Origin of the sequence: Polaribacter marinivivus (assembly GCF_042651285.1) — a bacterium.
In the GTDB taxonomy this organism is placed as follows: domain Bacteria; phylum Bacteroidota; class Bacteroidia; order Flavobacteriales; family Flavobacteriaceae; genus Polaribacter; species Polaribacter marinivivus.
Genome location: NZ_JBHSCY010000002.1, coordinates 767,959 through 782,899 on the forward strand (window position 1 = coordinate 767,959; position 14,941 = coordinate 782,899).

General features: G+C 28.0%; 13 protein-coding genes. 1 reads left to right on the plus strand and 12 read right to left on the minus strand.

Going from position 1 to position 14,941, the window contains the following annotated elements:
- Positions 1-70 precede the first annotated feature (70 nt).
- The 11 genes from ACFOWD_RS11610 to ACFOWD_RS11660 all read right to left on the minus strand — a co-directional run bounded on the left by ACFOWD_RS11610 (position 71) and on the right by ACFOWD_RS11660 (position 11,593).
- Positions 71-772: a sulfite exporter TauE/SafE family protein gene (locus ACFOWD_RS11610; protein ID WP_377410729.1), complete on the minus strand. Its 702-nt coding sequence runs from the start codon at positions 770-772 to the stop codon at positions 71-73.
- Positions 772-1,218, minus strand: coding sequence for a FixH family protein (locus ACFOWD_RS11615; RefSeq protein ID WP_377410731.1), 447 nt, complete (start codon positions 1,216-1,218; stop codon positions 772-774). Before ACFOWD_RS11615 ends, ACFOWD_RS11610 begins: the two co-directional genes overlap by 1 nt.
- A gap of 9 nt (positions 1,219-1,227) precedes the next feature.
- The gene (gene ccoG / locus ACFOWD_RS11620; protein ID WP_377410733.1) at positions 1,228-2,649 is read right to left on the minus strand and encodes a cytochrome c oxidase accessory protein CcoG; all 1,422 of its coding nucleotides are present in this window, start codon (positions 2,647-2,649) and stop codon (positions 1,228-1,230) included.
- Positions 2,650-2,677: 28 nt separating this feature from the next.
- The gene (locus ACFOWD_RS11625; RefSeq protein WP_377410735.1) at positions 2,678-3,535 is read right to left on the minus strand and encodes a cbb3-type cytochrome c oxidase N-terminal domain-containing protein; all 858 of its coding nucleotides are present in this window, start codon (positions 3,533-3,535) and stop codon (positions 2,678-2,680) included.
- Between the two features lie 19 nt (positions 3,536-3,554).
- Positions 3,555-3,719 (minus strand): CcoQ/FixQ family Cbb3-type cytochrome c oxidase assembly chaperone, encoded by a 165-nt coding sequence (locus ACFOWD_RS11630; protein WP_298994763.1) that lies wholly within the window; start codon positions 3,717-3,719, stop codon positions 3,555-3,557.
- A gap of 4 nt (positions 3,720-3,723) precedes the next feature.
- Positions 3,724-5,916 carry a cytochrome-c oxidase, cbb3-type subunit I gene (gene ccoN / locus ACFOWD_RS11635; protein WP_298994760.1) on the minus strand — a complete coding sequence of 731 codons (2,193 nt, stop codon included), beginning with the start codon at positions 5,914-5,916 and terminating at the stop codon, positions 3,724-3,726.
- Positions 5,917-5,946: 30 nt separating this feature from the next.
- Entirely contained in the window at positions 5,947-6,102 is a 156-nt protein-coding gene (ccoS, locus tag ACFOWD_RS11640; RefSeq protein WP_298994757.1) for a cbb3-type cytochrome oxidase assembly protein CcoS, read from the minus strand.
- Positions 6,103-6,451: 349 nt separating this feature from the next.
- A complete protein-coding gene (gene hemN, locus ACFOWD_RS11645; protein WP_377410738.1) occupies positions 6,452-7,816 on the minus strand; it encodes an oxygen-independent coproporphyrinogen III oxidase in 1,365 nt (454 codons plus the stop codon).
- Between the two features lie 31 nt (positions 7,817-7,847).
- Entirely contained in the window at positions 7,848-8,546 is a 699-nt protein-coding gene (deoD, locus tag ACFOWD_RS11650; protein ID WP_377410740.1) for a purine-nucleoside phosphorylase, read from the minus strand.
- Position 8,547: 1 nt separating this feature from the next.
- Positions 8,548-9,213, minus strand: a complete 666-nt coding sequence (gene deoC / locus ACFOWD_RS11655; protein ID WP_377410742.1) for a deoxyribose-phosphate aldolase — start codon at positions 9,211-9,213, stop codon at positions 8,548-8,550.
- A 1-nt stretch (position 9,214) separates the two neighbouring features.
- Positions 9,215-11,593, minus strand: a complete 2,379-nt coding sequence (locus tag ACFOWD_RS11660; RefSeq protein WP_377410744.1) for a heavy metal translocating P-type ATPase — start codon at positions 11,591-11,593, stop codon at positions 9,215-9,217.
- A gap of 104 nt (positions 11,594-11,697) precedes the next feature.
- Between ACFOWD_RS11660 and ACFOWD_RS11665 the strand changes: the two genes are divergently transcribed.
- The gene (locus ACFOWD_RS11665; protein WP_377410746.1) at positions 11,698-12,384 is read left to right on the plus strand and encodes a Crp/Fnr family transcriptional regulator; all 687 of its coding nucleotides are present in this window, start codon (positions 11,698-11,700) and stop codon (positions 12,382-12,384) included.
- 73 nt (positions 12,385-12,457) lie between these two features.
- Here the strand turns inward: ACFOWD_RS11665 and ACFOWD_RS11670 are convergent, their stop codons facing one another.
- Positions 12,458-14,902, minus strand: a complete 2,445-nt coding sequence (locus ACFOWD_RS11670; RefSeq protein ID WP_377410748.1) for a DUF4114 domain-containing protein — start codon at positions 14,900-14,902, stop codon at positions 12,458-12,460.
- Between the last annotated feature and the right edge of the window lie 39 nt (positions 14,903-14,941).

The following is a 14,941-nucleotide window of genomic DNA, read 5'->3' on the forward strand; positions in this document are numbered from 1 at the left end:
TTGGGTTAAATGGATGATAAGTGTAGATGAAAAAGAAAAATCTATAGACAAATAAGTTATTTTATTGAGTTTAGTGACAGCTTTTAACTGTTTCTGCAGCAATTTCTAAAACTGGTGAGGGTGATAAAAAAGGAATACCTAAACCTAAACCTCTAACAATAAATAATGTACCAATAAATACAACCATTACTGGTATTGCTTTTTGAATGTTTTTTCTAAAATTACCTTTTGTGAAATTTCCTAAATAAACAAAAGCTGTCATTAAAGGTATTGTGCCTATACCAAACAAAAACATATACAAACTACCTGTAAAAGCATTTGATGTTGTTAAAGCTCCAAAAATAGCCATATATACTAAACCACAAGGTAAAAATCCGTTTAGAAAACCAATGGTAAAGAAAGTATCATTCCCTTTTTTTCTTAACTCTTTACCCAAAGAATTTTTTATTTTTAAAATAACAGTACTTATTTTTTTTGATAAAGATAAACGTTGTAAAATTTTTGGAAAAAGTATAACTAATATCATTAATAAACCTACAATTATTGAAAGCTGTTGCTGGAAACCAAAGAAATAAAATCCTTTACCTAAAAAACCAAAAAGCAAACCAATTAAACTATAAGTAAATAATCTGCCTAAATGATAACTAGCAATTTGTAAAAATCTTTTAATTGGTTTTTCTCTATCTACAGGTAACATAAACGCTATTGGACCACACATACCAATACAGTGAAAACTACCTAATAAACCAAATATAAGTGCAGATAATAACATTAATAAACCAATTCTTTTTTGATTAAATAATTAGTATTTTTATGTTTCCAAAATATTTTCATGTTCCAGCGACCATCTACTAAACGTTGTTCAGGCACGAGCAAATATGATTTAGAAATTGAAATAGGAATTTCAAAATCTAATTGTTTATTAGATGGTCTGTATAGGAACACTTTTCCTTCAATATTTCTAGGGGTAAAACTTTTAGGAAACTCTATTTTTAAGCCCTTGCTGTTTTTTTCTATTGTTACTTTTTCTTTTAATCTGTTTGCATTTTTTTCTGCATCGATCTCTTGTTGATAATTTAATTCTTCTTGATAATATTTATCTGTAACTAAATCATGACTATAAGTATTATCTGTACTCATTGTAATTACAAAGTACATTATAAAAGCTATAAATGCTATTATAGTAACTACTATTCCTGTTCCCCAATTAAATTTCATATACTTAATTTATCTATAACTTCTTGGTCCCAAGAAATTTGTTGTTGTTGTTTCTATTAATTTATCTCCACTAAATACACCTATTTCTATATCAATATTATCATCTTTTAAAACTGAAGCATTTATTTCAATAAATAAAGTGCCCTCTGCTAAACCTTGTTTTGGAACTTTAAAATTATGATTAGAGACTAGCTTTATTTCACCTTTATGAGATAAGATTTTATAGCTTACGTTATCTATATCTTTTGTTGTTTTATTTATAACTTTAAAAGTATAAACGTTACTAATAATATTATTTTCTTTGTGTTGATATAATTGACCTGGCAATCTTAAAATTGTAGCTTCTACATTATTTCTTAAAAACAACATACCTACTAAAATTCCGATTAAAATCAACAGAACTGCTGAATAACCTTTCATTCTAGCACTAAAATGGAATGGTTTTTTTTCAGCTATATTTTCTTCACTTGCATATCTGATTAATCCTTTTGGGAGATTAATACTCTCCATTATATGATCACATTCGTCTATACAAGCAGTACAGTTTACACACTCTAATTGAGTACCATTTCTAATATCTATACTTGTTGGACAAACAACAACACATTGTTTGCAATCTATACAGTCACCTTTACCAAGTGCTGCTCTATCTTCATTCTTCTTAAATTTAGATCTACCTAAATCTCTTTCTCCTCTTTTATAATCATAAGCTACATTAATAGTTTTGTTGTCTAATAAAACACCTTGTAAACGACCATAAGGACAAGCAATTATACATACTTGCTCTCTAAACCAAGCAAATACAAAATAGAAAACACTGGTAAAAATTATTAATGAGATTAATGTTCTTACATTATCTAAAGGATTACCAGTAATGTAACTTATAACAGTATCTCCACCAATTAAATACGCTAAAAATACATTAGCAATTATAAAAGAAATTACAAAAAAGATAAACCATTTTAATACTCTCTTTTTAATCTTTTCAGCATTCCATGGTTGTTTGTTTAAACGTATTTGTTTTCCTCTATCTCCATCTATCCAATACTCTATTTTTCTAAAAACCATTTCCATAAAAATAGTTTGAGGACAAATCCAACCACAAAATAAACGACCAAAAACAACCGTAAATAAAATTACAAAAACAACACCTGTAATCATTGAGATAACTAGCAAATGAAAATCTTGTGGCCAAAAAGGAAAACTAAAAATATTAAAGCGTCTTTCTAAAACATTAAATAATAAAAATTGATTTCCATTAATTTTTATAAAAGGAGCTAAAAGTAGAAAAGCTAATAGAAAATAACTTACATAACTTCTGTATTTGTAAAATTTTCCACTAGGTTTTTTAGGAAAAACCCAAGAACGTTTTCCTTCTTTATTAATAGTACTAATACTATCTCTAAACTGTTCATTCTTGGGTGCTTCCATTCTCTAATTAATAAAAATAACTAACTATTTATTCTTCTTCCCACTTTTCTCCTTGTGGAGCTTTAGCTTTTGCTGGTGTAGTACCTTGTAATGATATTACATAGCTAGAAACTTTAGCAATATCTTCTGCTTTTAATGTTTTATTCCATGCAATCATACCTTTACCATTTCTTCCTCCATTATAAACGGTATTAAATACATTTTTAATTCCACCACCTAAAATCCAATATTCATCTGTAAGATTTGGTCCAATAGATCCTCCTCCATCAGCTAAATGACAAGATGCGCAGTTTAAATTAAATACAGCTTTACCTCTTTTTAAATCGCTAGCATCTGTAAGTAGTTTTAGGTCATCTATATTAAATACATCTGGTGAATTTGCTTTATACTTGTTTACTTCCATTCTTGCTTGAGCAACTGCTTTTTCGTATTCCATTTCAGGAGTATCTCCTCCCATAATTTCAAAACGAATTAAATAAACTACAGCAAAAACAATAGTAATGTAGAACATATATACCCACCAAGGTGGAAGTGAATTATCTAACTCTTTAATACCATCATAATTATGGTCTAAAATAATTTCTTGTTCTTCTTCTATATCTTTTGCTTTGGTCCAAGATTTTAGTAATTTTTTTAACCAAGCATTTGGTGCTTCTGGTACAACTCCGTCTTTTTCATTTTGTAATTCTCTTGCTCTAGAAATTGCCATTTGATTAACAACTTCTTTTAGAACAACTACTAGAATAAAACCAATTAAAGCTAACCAAACCAATGGGTTTTCATAGATATCAAAAGGATTTTGATAACTCATAAACGATTTTGCAAGTGCAAAAAATGTAATTAATACAAATAGCACATAACCTGTTGATTGAATATATTTTTTCATTTTTTAATTGATTTTATTTTTAATCTAAAGGAATATTACTCACTTTATTGATATACTCTTTTTTTGCAGTAAACACCCACCAAAATAAGATGACGAAAAAAGTGAAGAAAATGATTAAGGATATTAATGGATAAATTTCGATTCCAGTAATACTTTCCATATGGTTTTTTACAAATTTTAGCATAATCTTATTTTTTAGAAATTTGTTCTTCTTTAACTTTTATATCTGTTCCTAACCTTTGTATGTAAGCTATTATTGCAACAATTTCTCTGTCTTTCATTTCTATAAATTCTTCTCCATTTTCTTGAGCATATTTTTTATCTGCTTCATAACTTTTAGCAAAATCTGGATCTTGATATAAATTCTCTTGAATTTGTGCACCTTGAGCATCCATTAAAGCTTGTGCATTAGCAATCTCTTCTTCAGAGTAAGGTACACCAAGGGTAACCATTGCTTTCATTTTATCTTCTGTTGCAGACTTATCTAATTTGTTTCTAATTAACCATTTATAAGAAGGCATTATAGAACCTGGAGATGTACTTTGAGGATCATACATATGGTTTAAGTGCCAACTATCATTATACTTTTGACCAACCCTATGTAAGTCAGGGCCTGTACGTTTACTTCCCCATAAAAATGGATGGTCATATACAAATTCTCCTGCTTTAGAATATTCTCCATAACGTTCTACTTCACTTCTAAAAGGTCTTATCATTTGTGAGTGACAACCAACACAACCTTCTCTAATGTATAAATCTCTACCCTCTAATTCTAAAGGTGTATATGGTTTTACACTACTAATAGTTGGTATGTTAGATTCTACTAATAACGTTGGTATAATTTGTACAATACCTCCAATTAATATTGCTACTGTAGCATATAGTGTTAATCTTACTGGTTTTCTTTCTAACCATGTATGATATCCTTCTCCTTTAGTTCTATATTTAGAAACTTTTGTTAATGGTGCTGCTTCTGCTAACTCATCTTCTACTCCACTACCTTGTTTAACCGTTTTTACAACATTATATAACATTACTATTGCACCAATAATGAACATTGTTCCACCAATTGCACGCATCCAATACATTGGAATAATTTCGTTTACAGTTTCTAAAAAGTTACCATAAGTTAAAGATCCATCAGGATTAAATTGTTTCCACATAGAAGCTTGAACAAATCCAGCAACATACATAGGTAAAGCATATAAAATAATACCTAAAGTACCTATCCAAAAGTGGAAATTTGCTAAAGCTTTAGAATATAATGTAGTCTTAAACATTCTTGGTATTAACCAATATAACATACCAAATGTGAAGAAACCATTCCATGCTAATGCACCAACATGAACGTGTGCTATAATCCAATCACTAAAATGTGCAATTGCATTCACATTTTTTAAAGATAACATTGGCCCTTCAAAAGTAGCCATACCATAACCTGTAATAGCTACTACCATAAATTTTAAAGTAGGATCTGTTCTTACTTTATCCCATGCTCCTCTTAAAGTTAATAAACCGTTAATCATACCACCCCAAGAAGGAGCAATTAACATTACAGAAAAAGCAACTCCTAAATTTTGAGCCCAATTTGGTAATGCTGTATATAATAAGTGATGAGGACCAGCCCAGATGTAAATAAAAATCAAAGACCAAAAGTGTACAATTGATAATCGATATGAATATACAGGTCTGTTAGCTGCTTTTGGAACAAAATAATACATTAAACCTAAAAAAGGAGTCGTTAAGAAAAATGCAACTGCATTATGACCATACCACCATTGTACAAGTGCATCTTGAACACCTGCATAAACAGAGTAACTTTTTAAGAAGCTTACTGGTAATTCTAAACTATTAAAAATATGAAGTACAGCAACTGTTACAAATGTTCCTAAATAAAACCAAATAGCAACATATAAATGACGCTGTCTTCTCTTTAAAATTGTCCAAATCATATTTACACCAAAAGCAACCCAAACTAATGCTATAGCAATATCAATTGGCCATTCTAATTCAGCATATTCTTTTGATGTTGTAATACCTAAAGGAAGCGTAATTGCAGCAGCAACAATAATTAATTGCCACCCCCAAAAATTAAAATTACTTAAAAAATCGCTAGCCATTCTAGCTTTTAATAACCTTTGCAAAGAGTAATAAACTCCTGCAAATATTGCATTCCCAACAAAAGCAAAAATTACAGCATTTGTGTGTAATGGTCTTAAACGACCAAAACTTAACCACGAAATACCATCTGTAATATTTGGGAATAAAAACATAAACGCCAGTAGAAGACCTACTGTAAAGCCTACTATACCCCAAAGTAAAGTAGCATAGATAAACTTTTTAACGATTTTATTATCGTAATAAAACTGTTGCATCTCCATAATTTAATAATTAATTTTTTAGTTGATTTTTTATTTTTTCTTAACTAGTTCATCATCAAACAACATACGCACAGAGGGTGTGTAAGCATCATCATACTGACCTTTTTTTACTGAATAAATAAATGCAATAAAGAAAACTATTGCCACTAAAATACTTAGTGTTAGAAGTAGGTATATTACGCTCATATCTTGCCTGATAATTGATAAACCAAAAATAGTATTGAAGGAAATCTTAAAATATGACAATTGTCATGTTTTTAAGATTTTTTTAAGAAAAATAAAGTTCCATTTTTTAAAATGGAGCTTTATAATTAGCTTACAAATTTTTGTAAATAATTAGCCAAGTAAATACTCTAAAGTAAATACTAAACTTAAGGTAAGTATTAGCATTTTAAAGAAAACATCGAAAAATTTTACATTTACTTTTGTAAGTCTAAGTCTTTTTATTTGTTGTAGATTCATCTTTTGGGGGAATTAAATGAAAAACTAATGTAGATAAAAAAAATTGATTTCCAAAAAAATAGCTCATTTTTTTTTAAATAGTCATTGAGAAAAGTTGTTTTTCAATTTTCTTTTGATGTAATTTTTTATCAAAAGCCATACAAATATTTCTTACAAATGGTCTAGAACTATTTGGAATTTTAATTCCATTTTTCTTAATAATTACTAAACCATCTTTTTCTAATTCTTTTAATTGATTTAAATGAAAATCTAAATTTTCAATTTTTAAATCATTTTCTTTCCAAGATGTAGAAAAATTACACATCATATTTAATATATGGGTTCTTATAATTTGATCTTCATTTGTTAAAATATGACCTCTAAAAACAGGAATTTCTCCAGAATTAACTATACTTTGATACTCTTTTACCGTTTTTACGTTTTGTGCAAAACCATACCAAGAATCAGAAATTGCAGACATACCCAAGCCAATCATTAATTGTGTTTTATTAGATGTATATCCCATAAAATTTCTATGCAAGGTTTTATCTATTGTTGCTTTATATAATGTATCTGACTGTAAAGCAAAATGATCCATACCAATTTCTTCATACCCTAATTCTGCAAACAATTGTTTACCAATTTCGTATAATTCTCTTTTCTCTTCATCTTTTGGTAGATCCTTTTCATTAAACCCTCTTTGTCCTACTCCTTTTATCCAAGGAACATGAGCGTAACTATAAAAAGAAATTCGATCTGGTTGTAATTCTTTGGTCTTATTAATTGTATATATTACATTTTCTTTGGTTTGATGAGGCAAACCAAAAATTAAATCATGACTTACAGAAGTGTAACCTATTTCTCTCGACCATTTTGTTACTTTTTCAACAGCTTCGAAAGGTTGAATTCTATGAATAGCTTCTTGTACTTTTAAATTATAATCCTGTACTCCAAAACTTACTCTTCGAAAACCACAATCAAATAAAGTTTGTAATTGTTCTTTTGTTGTGTTGTTTGGATGCCCTTCAAAACTAAATTCTGCTTCTAAATGTTTTTGTGCATTTTTAAGTAAACCACTAATTAAAATTCTCAAATTTTCTTTAGAAAAAAAAGTAGGTGTTCCTCCTCCTAAATGCAATTCTTTAATAATTGGTTGTTCATCTAACAAATCAACATACAATTGCCATTCTTTTAAAACAGATTTTATATAGTCTTCTTCTATTTCATGTCTTTTTGTAATATGCTTATGACAAGCACAAAATGTACACAGACTTTCACAAAATGGTAAATGTATATATAAGCTTATCCCTTCTTTTTCATTACTTTCTTTAAATGATTTTTTAAAACTCTCTATCCATTTTTGTTTAGAGAAAGTTGTATCATCCCAAAAAGGAACTGTTGGATAACTGGTATATCTAGGCCCAGGAATATTATATTTTTGGATTAATGAATTATTCATTTTACATTAATATTTTAAAATTACTTTATAGTTAGGCTAACTCTAAAGCAATTTCTATCATTTCTTTAAAGGTTTGTTCTCTTTCTTCTGATGTTGTTCTTTCTTTTGTAACCAAACTATCTGAAATAGTTAAAATAGATAATGCATTAACATTATGTTTTGCAGCAACTGTATAGAGTCCATTTGTTTCCATTTCTACGCATAAAACTCCATAATCTGCCCATTTTTTAAAATCATTAAAATCATCAGCATAAAACTCATCTGAGCTTAAAATATTACCTGCTTTTATAGCAATACCTTTTTGTTCTGCAACCTTAATTGCTTTTTGAAACAAATCAAAACTTGCAGTAGGTGCATAATCTGCACCATTGAAACGAATAGTATTTAATCCAGAGTTAGTAGAAGCTGCCATTGCAATAACAATATCTCTAATTTTTACTTCTTTTTGATAAGATCCTGCAGAACCTACCCTAATTAAATTTTTAACTCCAAATTCGTTTATTAATTCGTGAGCATAAATAAGTGTTGAAGGTATACCCATGCCTGTACCTTGTACAGAAACTCTTTTGCCTTTATAAGTACCTGTATATCCTAACATCCCTCTTACATCATTATATTGCATTACATTTTCTAAGAAATAATCTGCAATCCATTTTGCTCTCATAGGGTCTCCAGGAAGTAAAACTGACTCTGCAACCTCACCTTTTTTAGCATTGATATGTACACTCATCTTAATAATTATTTTTATCTGAAACTCCTTTTGTTACTAAAGAAACTCCAGAAGAAGTTCCTAACCTAGTAACACCTAACTCTATGTATTCTAATGCTGTTGTTATATCTCTAATACCACCAGCAGCTTTTATTTGAGCTTTATTTTCCACTACTGATTTCATTAGTTTTACATCTTTTATAGTTGCTCCTCCAGAACCAAAACCTGTAGATGTTTTTACATAATCTGCACCTGCATTTATAGATAATTCACAAGCCTTTTTAATTTGTTCTGCTGTTAAAAAACAATTTTCAAAAATTACTTTTAAAACTTTATTTCCAATAGCTTGTTTTATTTCTTTGATTTCGTTTTCTATATAATCAAATTCTTCATCAATTAATTTACCAATATTAATAACCATATCAATTTCTGATGCTCCATTATTTACACAATCTTTAGCTTCGTAAACTTTAGCTTCAGTTGTCATAGCTCCTAAAGGAAAACCAATTACAGCAGCAACTTTTACAGCAGTATTTTTTAATTGATTTTTTGCTAATGCTACATAACATCCATTGACACAAACAGCATAAAAATTATATAATTCTGCTTCTTTACAAAGCTCAATTATTTGTGCTTTTGATGCAGTGGGTTTTAACAAAGTATGATCTATATATTTATTTATTTCCATATTATTTATTTAATTTCTTACCTAAAATATTTGTTGATATTGTTGTAAAAACCACAATACTAATTGAACTTAAAGGCATTAAAATAGCGGCTATTACAGGCATTAACTGACCTGTAACTGCAAAATATAATCCTATAATATTATAACACAGTGATAGTACAAACGCATACTTAATTACCTGAATAGATTTTTTAGAAGTTTTTAAAATTTGATTGATTTTATAAAACTGGGTAGCATCTAAAATAGCATCACAAGCAGGTGAAAATACATTTATGTTTTCTGACAATGCAATACCAACATCACTTTGAGCTAAAGCTCCTGCATCATTTAACCCATCACCAATCATAGCTACATTTTTATTTTTCTGCTGATATTTTTTAATCACTTGTAATTTATCTTCTGGTTTCTGATTGAAAAGAAAATTCGTTTTTTTCGGTAATATTTTTTGCAAATATTTTTTTTCGCCCTCATTATCTCCAGAAACAACTGCCAATTCATAATTACTTTCTAAAGCATTAAATAATGGTTTAACTCCAATTCTGTAGGAGTTTTTAAACGTAAATTTTCCAAAATAATTTTCATTAAAACTTATATGTACAGATGTATCAAAAGAAGATTTCTGCTCTTGATTCTTTACAAATGATGATGACCCAAGTTTTAGAATGTTATTATCATAATTTACTTCTATACCTTTTCCAATTACTTCATTATACTTATCAATTTGTAAAACTTCTACATCCAAAAAAGTTTGATATAATGTTCTACTTAAAGGATGATTAGAAACACGTAAAGCACTTTTTAAAACTCGTTTTTCATAATGTTTTAAAGGTAGACCTTCATAAGAAATTTTACTTTCATTATTTGTGGTAAGCGTTCCTGTTTTATCAAAAATAATGGTATCTATACTTGCTAATTGTTCTATAGCTTTTGCATTTTTTAAGTAAAACTTCTGTTTGCCAAAAATGCGTAATAGATTACCTAAAGTAAATGGTGCTGCTAATGCAATAGCACAAGGACAAGCAATAATTAATACTGAAGTAAAAACATTTAAGGCTTTTGAAACATCTAAATACAACCAAAAAGTTGTTGAAATAAAAGCTATTAATAAAACTAGAATGGTAAAATTTTTACTGATTTTATCAGTTAATGTTTTAAAAGAAGATGATTTGTCTTTAGCAAAAACATCATTACTCCAAAGCTGTGTTAAATAACTTTGAGAAACTGAAGCTAACACTTCGATTTCTAAGACACCAGACAATTGTTTACCTCCTGCAAATATTTTGTCACCCGATTTTTTTGTTACAGGTGCAGCTTCTCCAGTAACAAAACTGTAATCTATTTGTGCATTTCCATTTATTAAAATTCCATCTACAGGAATTAATTCTTGATTTCTTATTAATAATCTATCCCCTTTTTTTACATCATAAATTTGTATATTTTCTTCTTTTTGATTTGATGATATTCGTGTAACAGCTATAGGGAAATAAGATTTGTAATCGCGCTCAAAAGACAAGAAGTTATAGGTTTTTTGTTGAAAAAATTTACCTAATAAGAGAAAGAAAACCAAGCCTGTTAAACTATCAAAAAAACCTGTTCCTAAATCAAAAATAATTTCGATTGTACTTCTAATAAACAATACAGAAACTCCTAATGCAATTGGTACATCAATATTTAACATTTTAGAGCGTAAACCTTTATAAGCAGAAATAAAATAATCGTTAGCCGCATAAAAAACTACTGGTAATGAGAAAATAAACATTAACCAACGAAAAATAGTTTTATATTGTTCTAACCAAAATTCTGAAACTTCAAAATACTCTGGAAACGATAAAAACATTACGTTACCAAAAGCAAACCCTGCAATACCTAATTTATAAATTAGAGATCTATCTACTTTATTTTTACCAGTTTCATAATCTTCTAAACTTATGTAAGGTTCGTAACCAATTGCACTCAACAATAAAACAATTTCTTTGAGTGAAGTAATATTTGATTTATAAGATATTCGAACCGTTTTCTTAGGAAAATTTACTTGAGAAGAAATTATTTTATTATTTAATTTTTGTAAATTTTCTAGTACCCAAATACAAGAACTACAATGAATATGAGGAATATAAAGTGTTACAATTTGATTATCATTGTCATTAAAATCTAATAATTTTTCTATAATTTTTGTATTATCTAAAAAATCATACTTCCCTTTTATTTCAGTAGGAATTGCACCTGGATTGTCTTGAAAATCGTAATAACAAGTTAAATCGTTTTCAGAAAAAATCTCATAAACAGTCTTACAACCATTACAACAGAAACTTTTATCATCAATTTTAATGATATCTTCTTTACAAGAATCTCCACAATGATAACAATGTGTAGTATTCATATTTACTCTTTTGCCTTCTACAAATGTCTAACAAGAAAAATATTAAAAATATGATATTTGTCATGTTTTTACTATCTTGCATAAAGGCAAAAGTATTAAGCTTTATGAGTAAATGTGAACAATGTATAGTTAGGCAATTTAATTCTTTAAAGCATCTTTCTAAAGATGAGTTAATTAGAATGTCAAATTGTAAAACTTCAAAAACTATAAAAAAAGGTGAATTTCTTTTTAATGAAGGTGAACACATTAATGGTATTTTCTGTATTAAAGATGGTGTTTGTAAGGTCTCTAAAATGAGTGAAAATGGAAGAAACCAAGTGGTTAATTTAGTTAAAAAAGGAGATTTAATAGGTGAAAGAAGTTTAATTTCTGATGAAGTATCTAATTTAAATGCTGTAGCTTTAAATGATATGGAAGTTTGTTTTATACCAAAAGATGAAATTATAAAAGATCTTGAGAAAAATCCTAATTTTTCAATGGGTGTTTTAAAAAACATGGCAAATTCTTTAAAAAATGCAGATGATATAATTGTAAATATGGCTCAGAAAAATGTGAAACAACGTTTGGCTGAAACCTTATTACACTTAGAAACTAAATTTGGAGTAAATGAAGATGGTTGTATAGATATACATCTATCTAGAGAAGATATTGCAAATATTATTGGCACTGCAACTGAATCTGCAATTCGTCTTTTATCTGAGTTTAAAAAGAAAAAATATTTAGCATTTAAAGGAAAAGATATTCAATTATTAGATATAGATTCTTTAAAAAATATATCTCAAGGATTTTAAAAAGAAAAAGCTAAGGAAAATACCTTAGCTTTTTTTAGTTTCTACTTATATAACCTAACCAAAAGTAAAAAACTTAATTTATTAAAAACGTACCCTTATGAATATTCTTTTTATCATCTAATAAAATATACTTATACATTCCTTTATTTAAATTAGGATGATTGTATTGTAATTTTTTATTGTTAGTTCTTCCCAAATCTTTATAATCTACTACTCTTCCCAATAAATCTATTACCTTTATTACTGATAGATCTGAATCTTCAGGTAAAACAATAGTTGTTCTTTCTGAAAATGGATTTGGATAATTCATTAATTTATTATTCTCTTCAATATTAAAAACATCTGTAGATAAAACACTACTTGTTTTACTAAAAGCTACGTTTTTTACATCTAAACTAAACGTTTTAAAGCTTGTATAATCTCCTATTACAGAAAAGACAATAGTCTTAATATTGGTAATGTTTACTGTAATACCATTTGCATCTTTAAAATCTGATAATTCTACACTTACATTTTCTCCATTAGAAGGAGGAATTTGCATTCTTAATCTGTTTTCCCAAGTTCTATTATCATTCTGAACCACAACTAGTTCTATAGCATTGTTTGAGTTTAAATCAAAATTCATGAACTTAAATGTTGTTACATCTAACGTTTGATCTCCAGGTAAAATATGTCTAAATAAATTTACATTTCCATTAACTTCACCCTGAGTAAATACATTTCTATCGACTTCGAAAACATTATCTACATAATCTCTATTTTCATAATCTATAGAAAATTCATTTATAGTTGCTTTATCATCTAAATAATCTAAACCCCAAGGACCATCTGCTAAATAAAGTGCATCTATTTGTTCTGATACTTCTGTTTTTAGAGAAAAACCTAAATCAAATAAAACACCAGTTTCTATTTTAATAGTTTCATTATAAGCACCTGATAAAGATATATTTGAATAAAAATCTTCGTGATCAGATAATTCTGTTTTTGCAATACTTGCGTTAAAATCTATAGCTTTTTGATTTGCTTTATTTACAATGTTTAATTCTATAACTCCATTTCTATATACACCACTTTTTACAAAAACTGGTGGTAACACATCTTGTACTTTATTACTTATTAATCCATTTTGGTTTGTATGTGTGTCTATGATGTGATTAGCAATAGAAAATACTTGTCCATATGAACTCCCCCATATTTGAAAATTATGATAATTACCTTCTGGATATTGGTCTATATTCCAAAAACTAAATAATTCATTAGTATTATTATCGGTTTTAATAGAAAAACTTAGAGTAAATTCTATTTCACCTGATGCTCTTTTAATTTTTGATGCTATAATTTGATGCCCTCTTGAAACTACAGTTCTAACATCTTCTAAACTAGAATTATTTAGTCTATCACAAATCATTTTAGAATGATCATAAACTTTACCTTCTGTTTTCGTTGCTAATACTGCAGAAACTCTAGTATTACCTTCATAATAATCTACAGAAAAGACCTCTGTAGCATTTGTTATACCAATCAAATCATTTGGACTAGAAACTGTTGCAGTTTCTGTTGCGTACATACCTGTTTCTGGTAAATAATTAATAAGTGAAGTTGTTCCTTTTGATTGCAAATCTGATTTTGCAAATTTTAATTGATTTTCTTTTTTATTGTTAGCATCTCCACTTTTAAATCTTTTAAAATTTCTTTTTGCTATTAAACTTGCTAAATCACCATTACTTTCTAAACCACCATCATAAGCAGAAGTTACGTTAGTAGCATCACTTACATCTGCAAAATTATTAGTATCTATGGCTTCATAAGAACTTGCAGTTACATAAAAAATTGCATCATTAAAGTCATGATCACAACCACCTCTATCTCTTCTAATATCTTCAAATCCAATGATAATTCTTTCTGATGTTGGGTCATTTAAAGTAACAATATGTTGTCTTTCTGAAGGATTAGATTCTGGATTATAATCATCATTTGAATACAAATCCCATAAACCCCAACCAACTTTTTGTTGAGAACTACTCCAAGCATTTGCTAATAACACCCAACCAATTCCAGTACCAGCTTCGAAATTTCCTATATTTACTTTATCTCCTACTCTTAATCCTCCTCCACTTCCAAGTAAAGATGCATTTGGAAAAATTATAGTTAAATCTTCTCTATTTGGTTTTTGAGGGTTAGGGTCATTTAAATCATAAGTATAAAATCCAAGTACATTTCTGTAACCTGCTCCTTCATCTACAAATGTTACATAAACATCTGTATTTGATGTTATTTTTAAATCTGTATCATATCCTGCAGTAATATATTGTGGATTGTAATCTGGCACAGGATATTGTTCTGGTATAGAATTACTAATCATTTCTAAAGTTTGAGTAGAAACCACATCTCTTTCTGATTCTAAGTAAAGTGGTGTGCCATTAGAAGTATATTCTCCTAAATATTTGTAGTTCTGACTATTTACTGAATTGCTTATAAAAAATAGCATTAAAAATAAAAACGTAGTAATTTTTTTCATGTCTTATAATTTTATATCTCAAATTTAAAAATGAAACGA

Excerpts from the sequence above, each read along its gene's own strand:
- ACFOWD_RS11610 (WP_377410729.1), bottom strand. The coding sequence starts at position 772 with ATGTTATTATCTGCACTTATATTTGGTTTATTAGGTAGTTTTCACTGT.
- deoD (WP_377410740.1), bottom strand. The coding sequence starts at position 8,546 with ATGAGTGTACATATCAATGCTAAAAAAGGTGAGGTTGCAGAGTCAGTT.
- ACFOWD_RS11615 (WP_377410731.1), bottom strand. The coding sequence starts at position 1,218 with ATGAAATTTAATTGGGGAACAGGAATAGTAGTTACTATAATAGCATTT.
- ACFOWD_RS11630 (WP_298994763.1), bottom strand. The coding sequence starts at position 3,719 with ATGCTAAAATTTGTAAAAAACCATATGGAAAGTATTACTGGAATCGAA.
- ACFOWD_RS11660 (WP_377410744.1), bottom strand. The coding sequence starts at position 11,593 with ATGAATACTACACATTGTTATCATTGTGGAGATTCTTGTAAAGAAGAT.
- ccoS (WP_298994757.1), bottom strand. The coding sequence starts at position 6,102 with ATGAGCGTAATATACCTACTTCTAACACTAAGTATTTTAGTGGCAATA.
- ccoG (WP_377410733.1), bottom strand. The coding sequence starts at position 2,649 with ATGGAAGCACCCAAGAATGAACAGTTTAGAGATAGTATTAGTACTATT.
- hemN (WP_377410738.1), bottom strand. The coding sequence starts at position 7,816 with ATGAATAATTCATTAATCCAAAAATATAATATTCCTGGGCCTAGATAT.
- ACFOWD_RS11670 (WP_377410748.1), bottom strand. The coding sequence starts at position 14,902 with ATGAAAAAAATTACTACGTTTTTATTTTTAATGCTATTTTTTATAAGC.
- ACFOWD_RS11625 (WP_377410735.1), bottom strand. The coding sequence starts at position 3,535 with ATGAAAAAATATATTCAATCAACAGGTTATGTGCTATTTGTATTAATT.
- ACFOWD_RS11665 (WP_377410746.1), top strand. The coding sequence starts at position 11,698 with ATGAGTAAATGTGAACAATGTATAGTTAGGCAATTTAATTCTTTAAAG.
- deoC (WP_377410742.1), bottom strand. The coding sequence starts at position 9,213 with ATGGAAATAAATAAATATATAGATCATACTTTGTTAAAACCCACTGCA.
- ccoN (WP_298994760.1), bottom strand. The coding sequence starts at position 5,916 with ATGGAGATGCAACAGTTTTATTACGATAATAAAATCGTTAAAAAGTTT.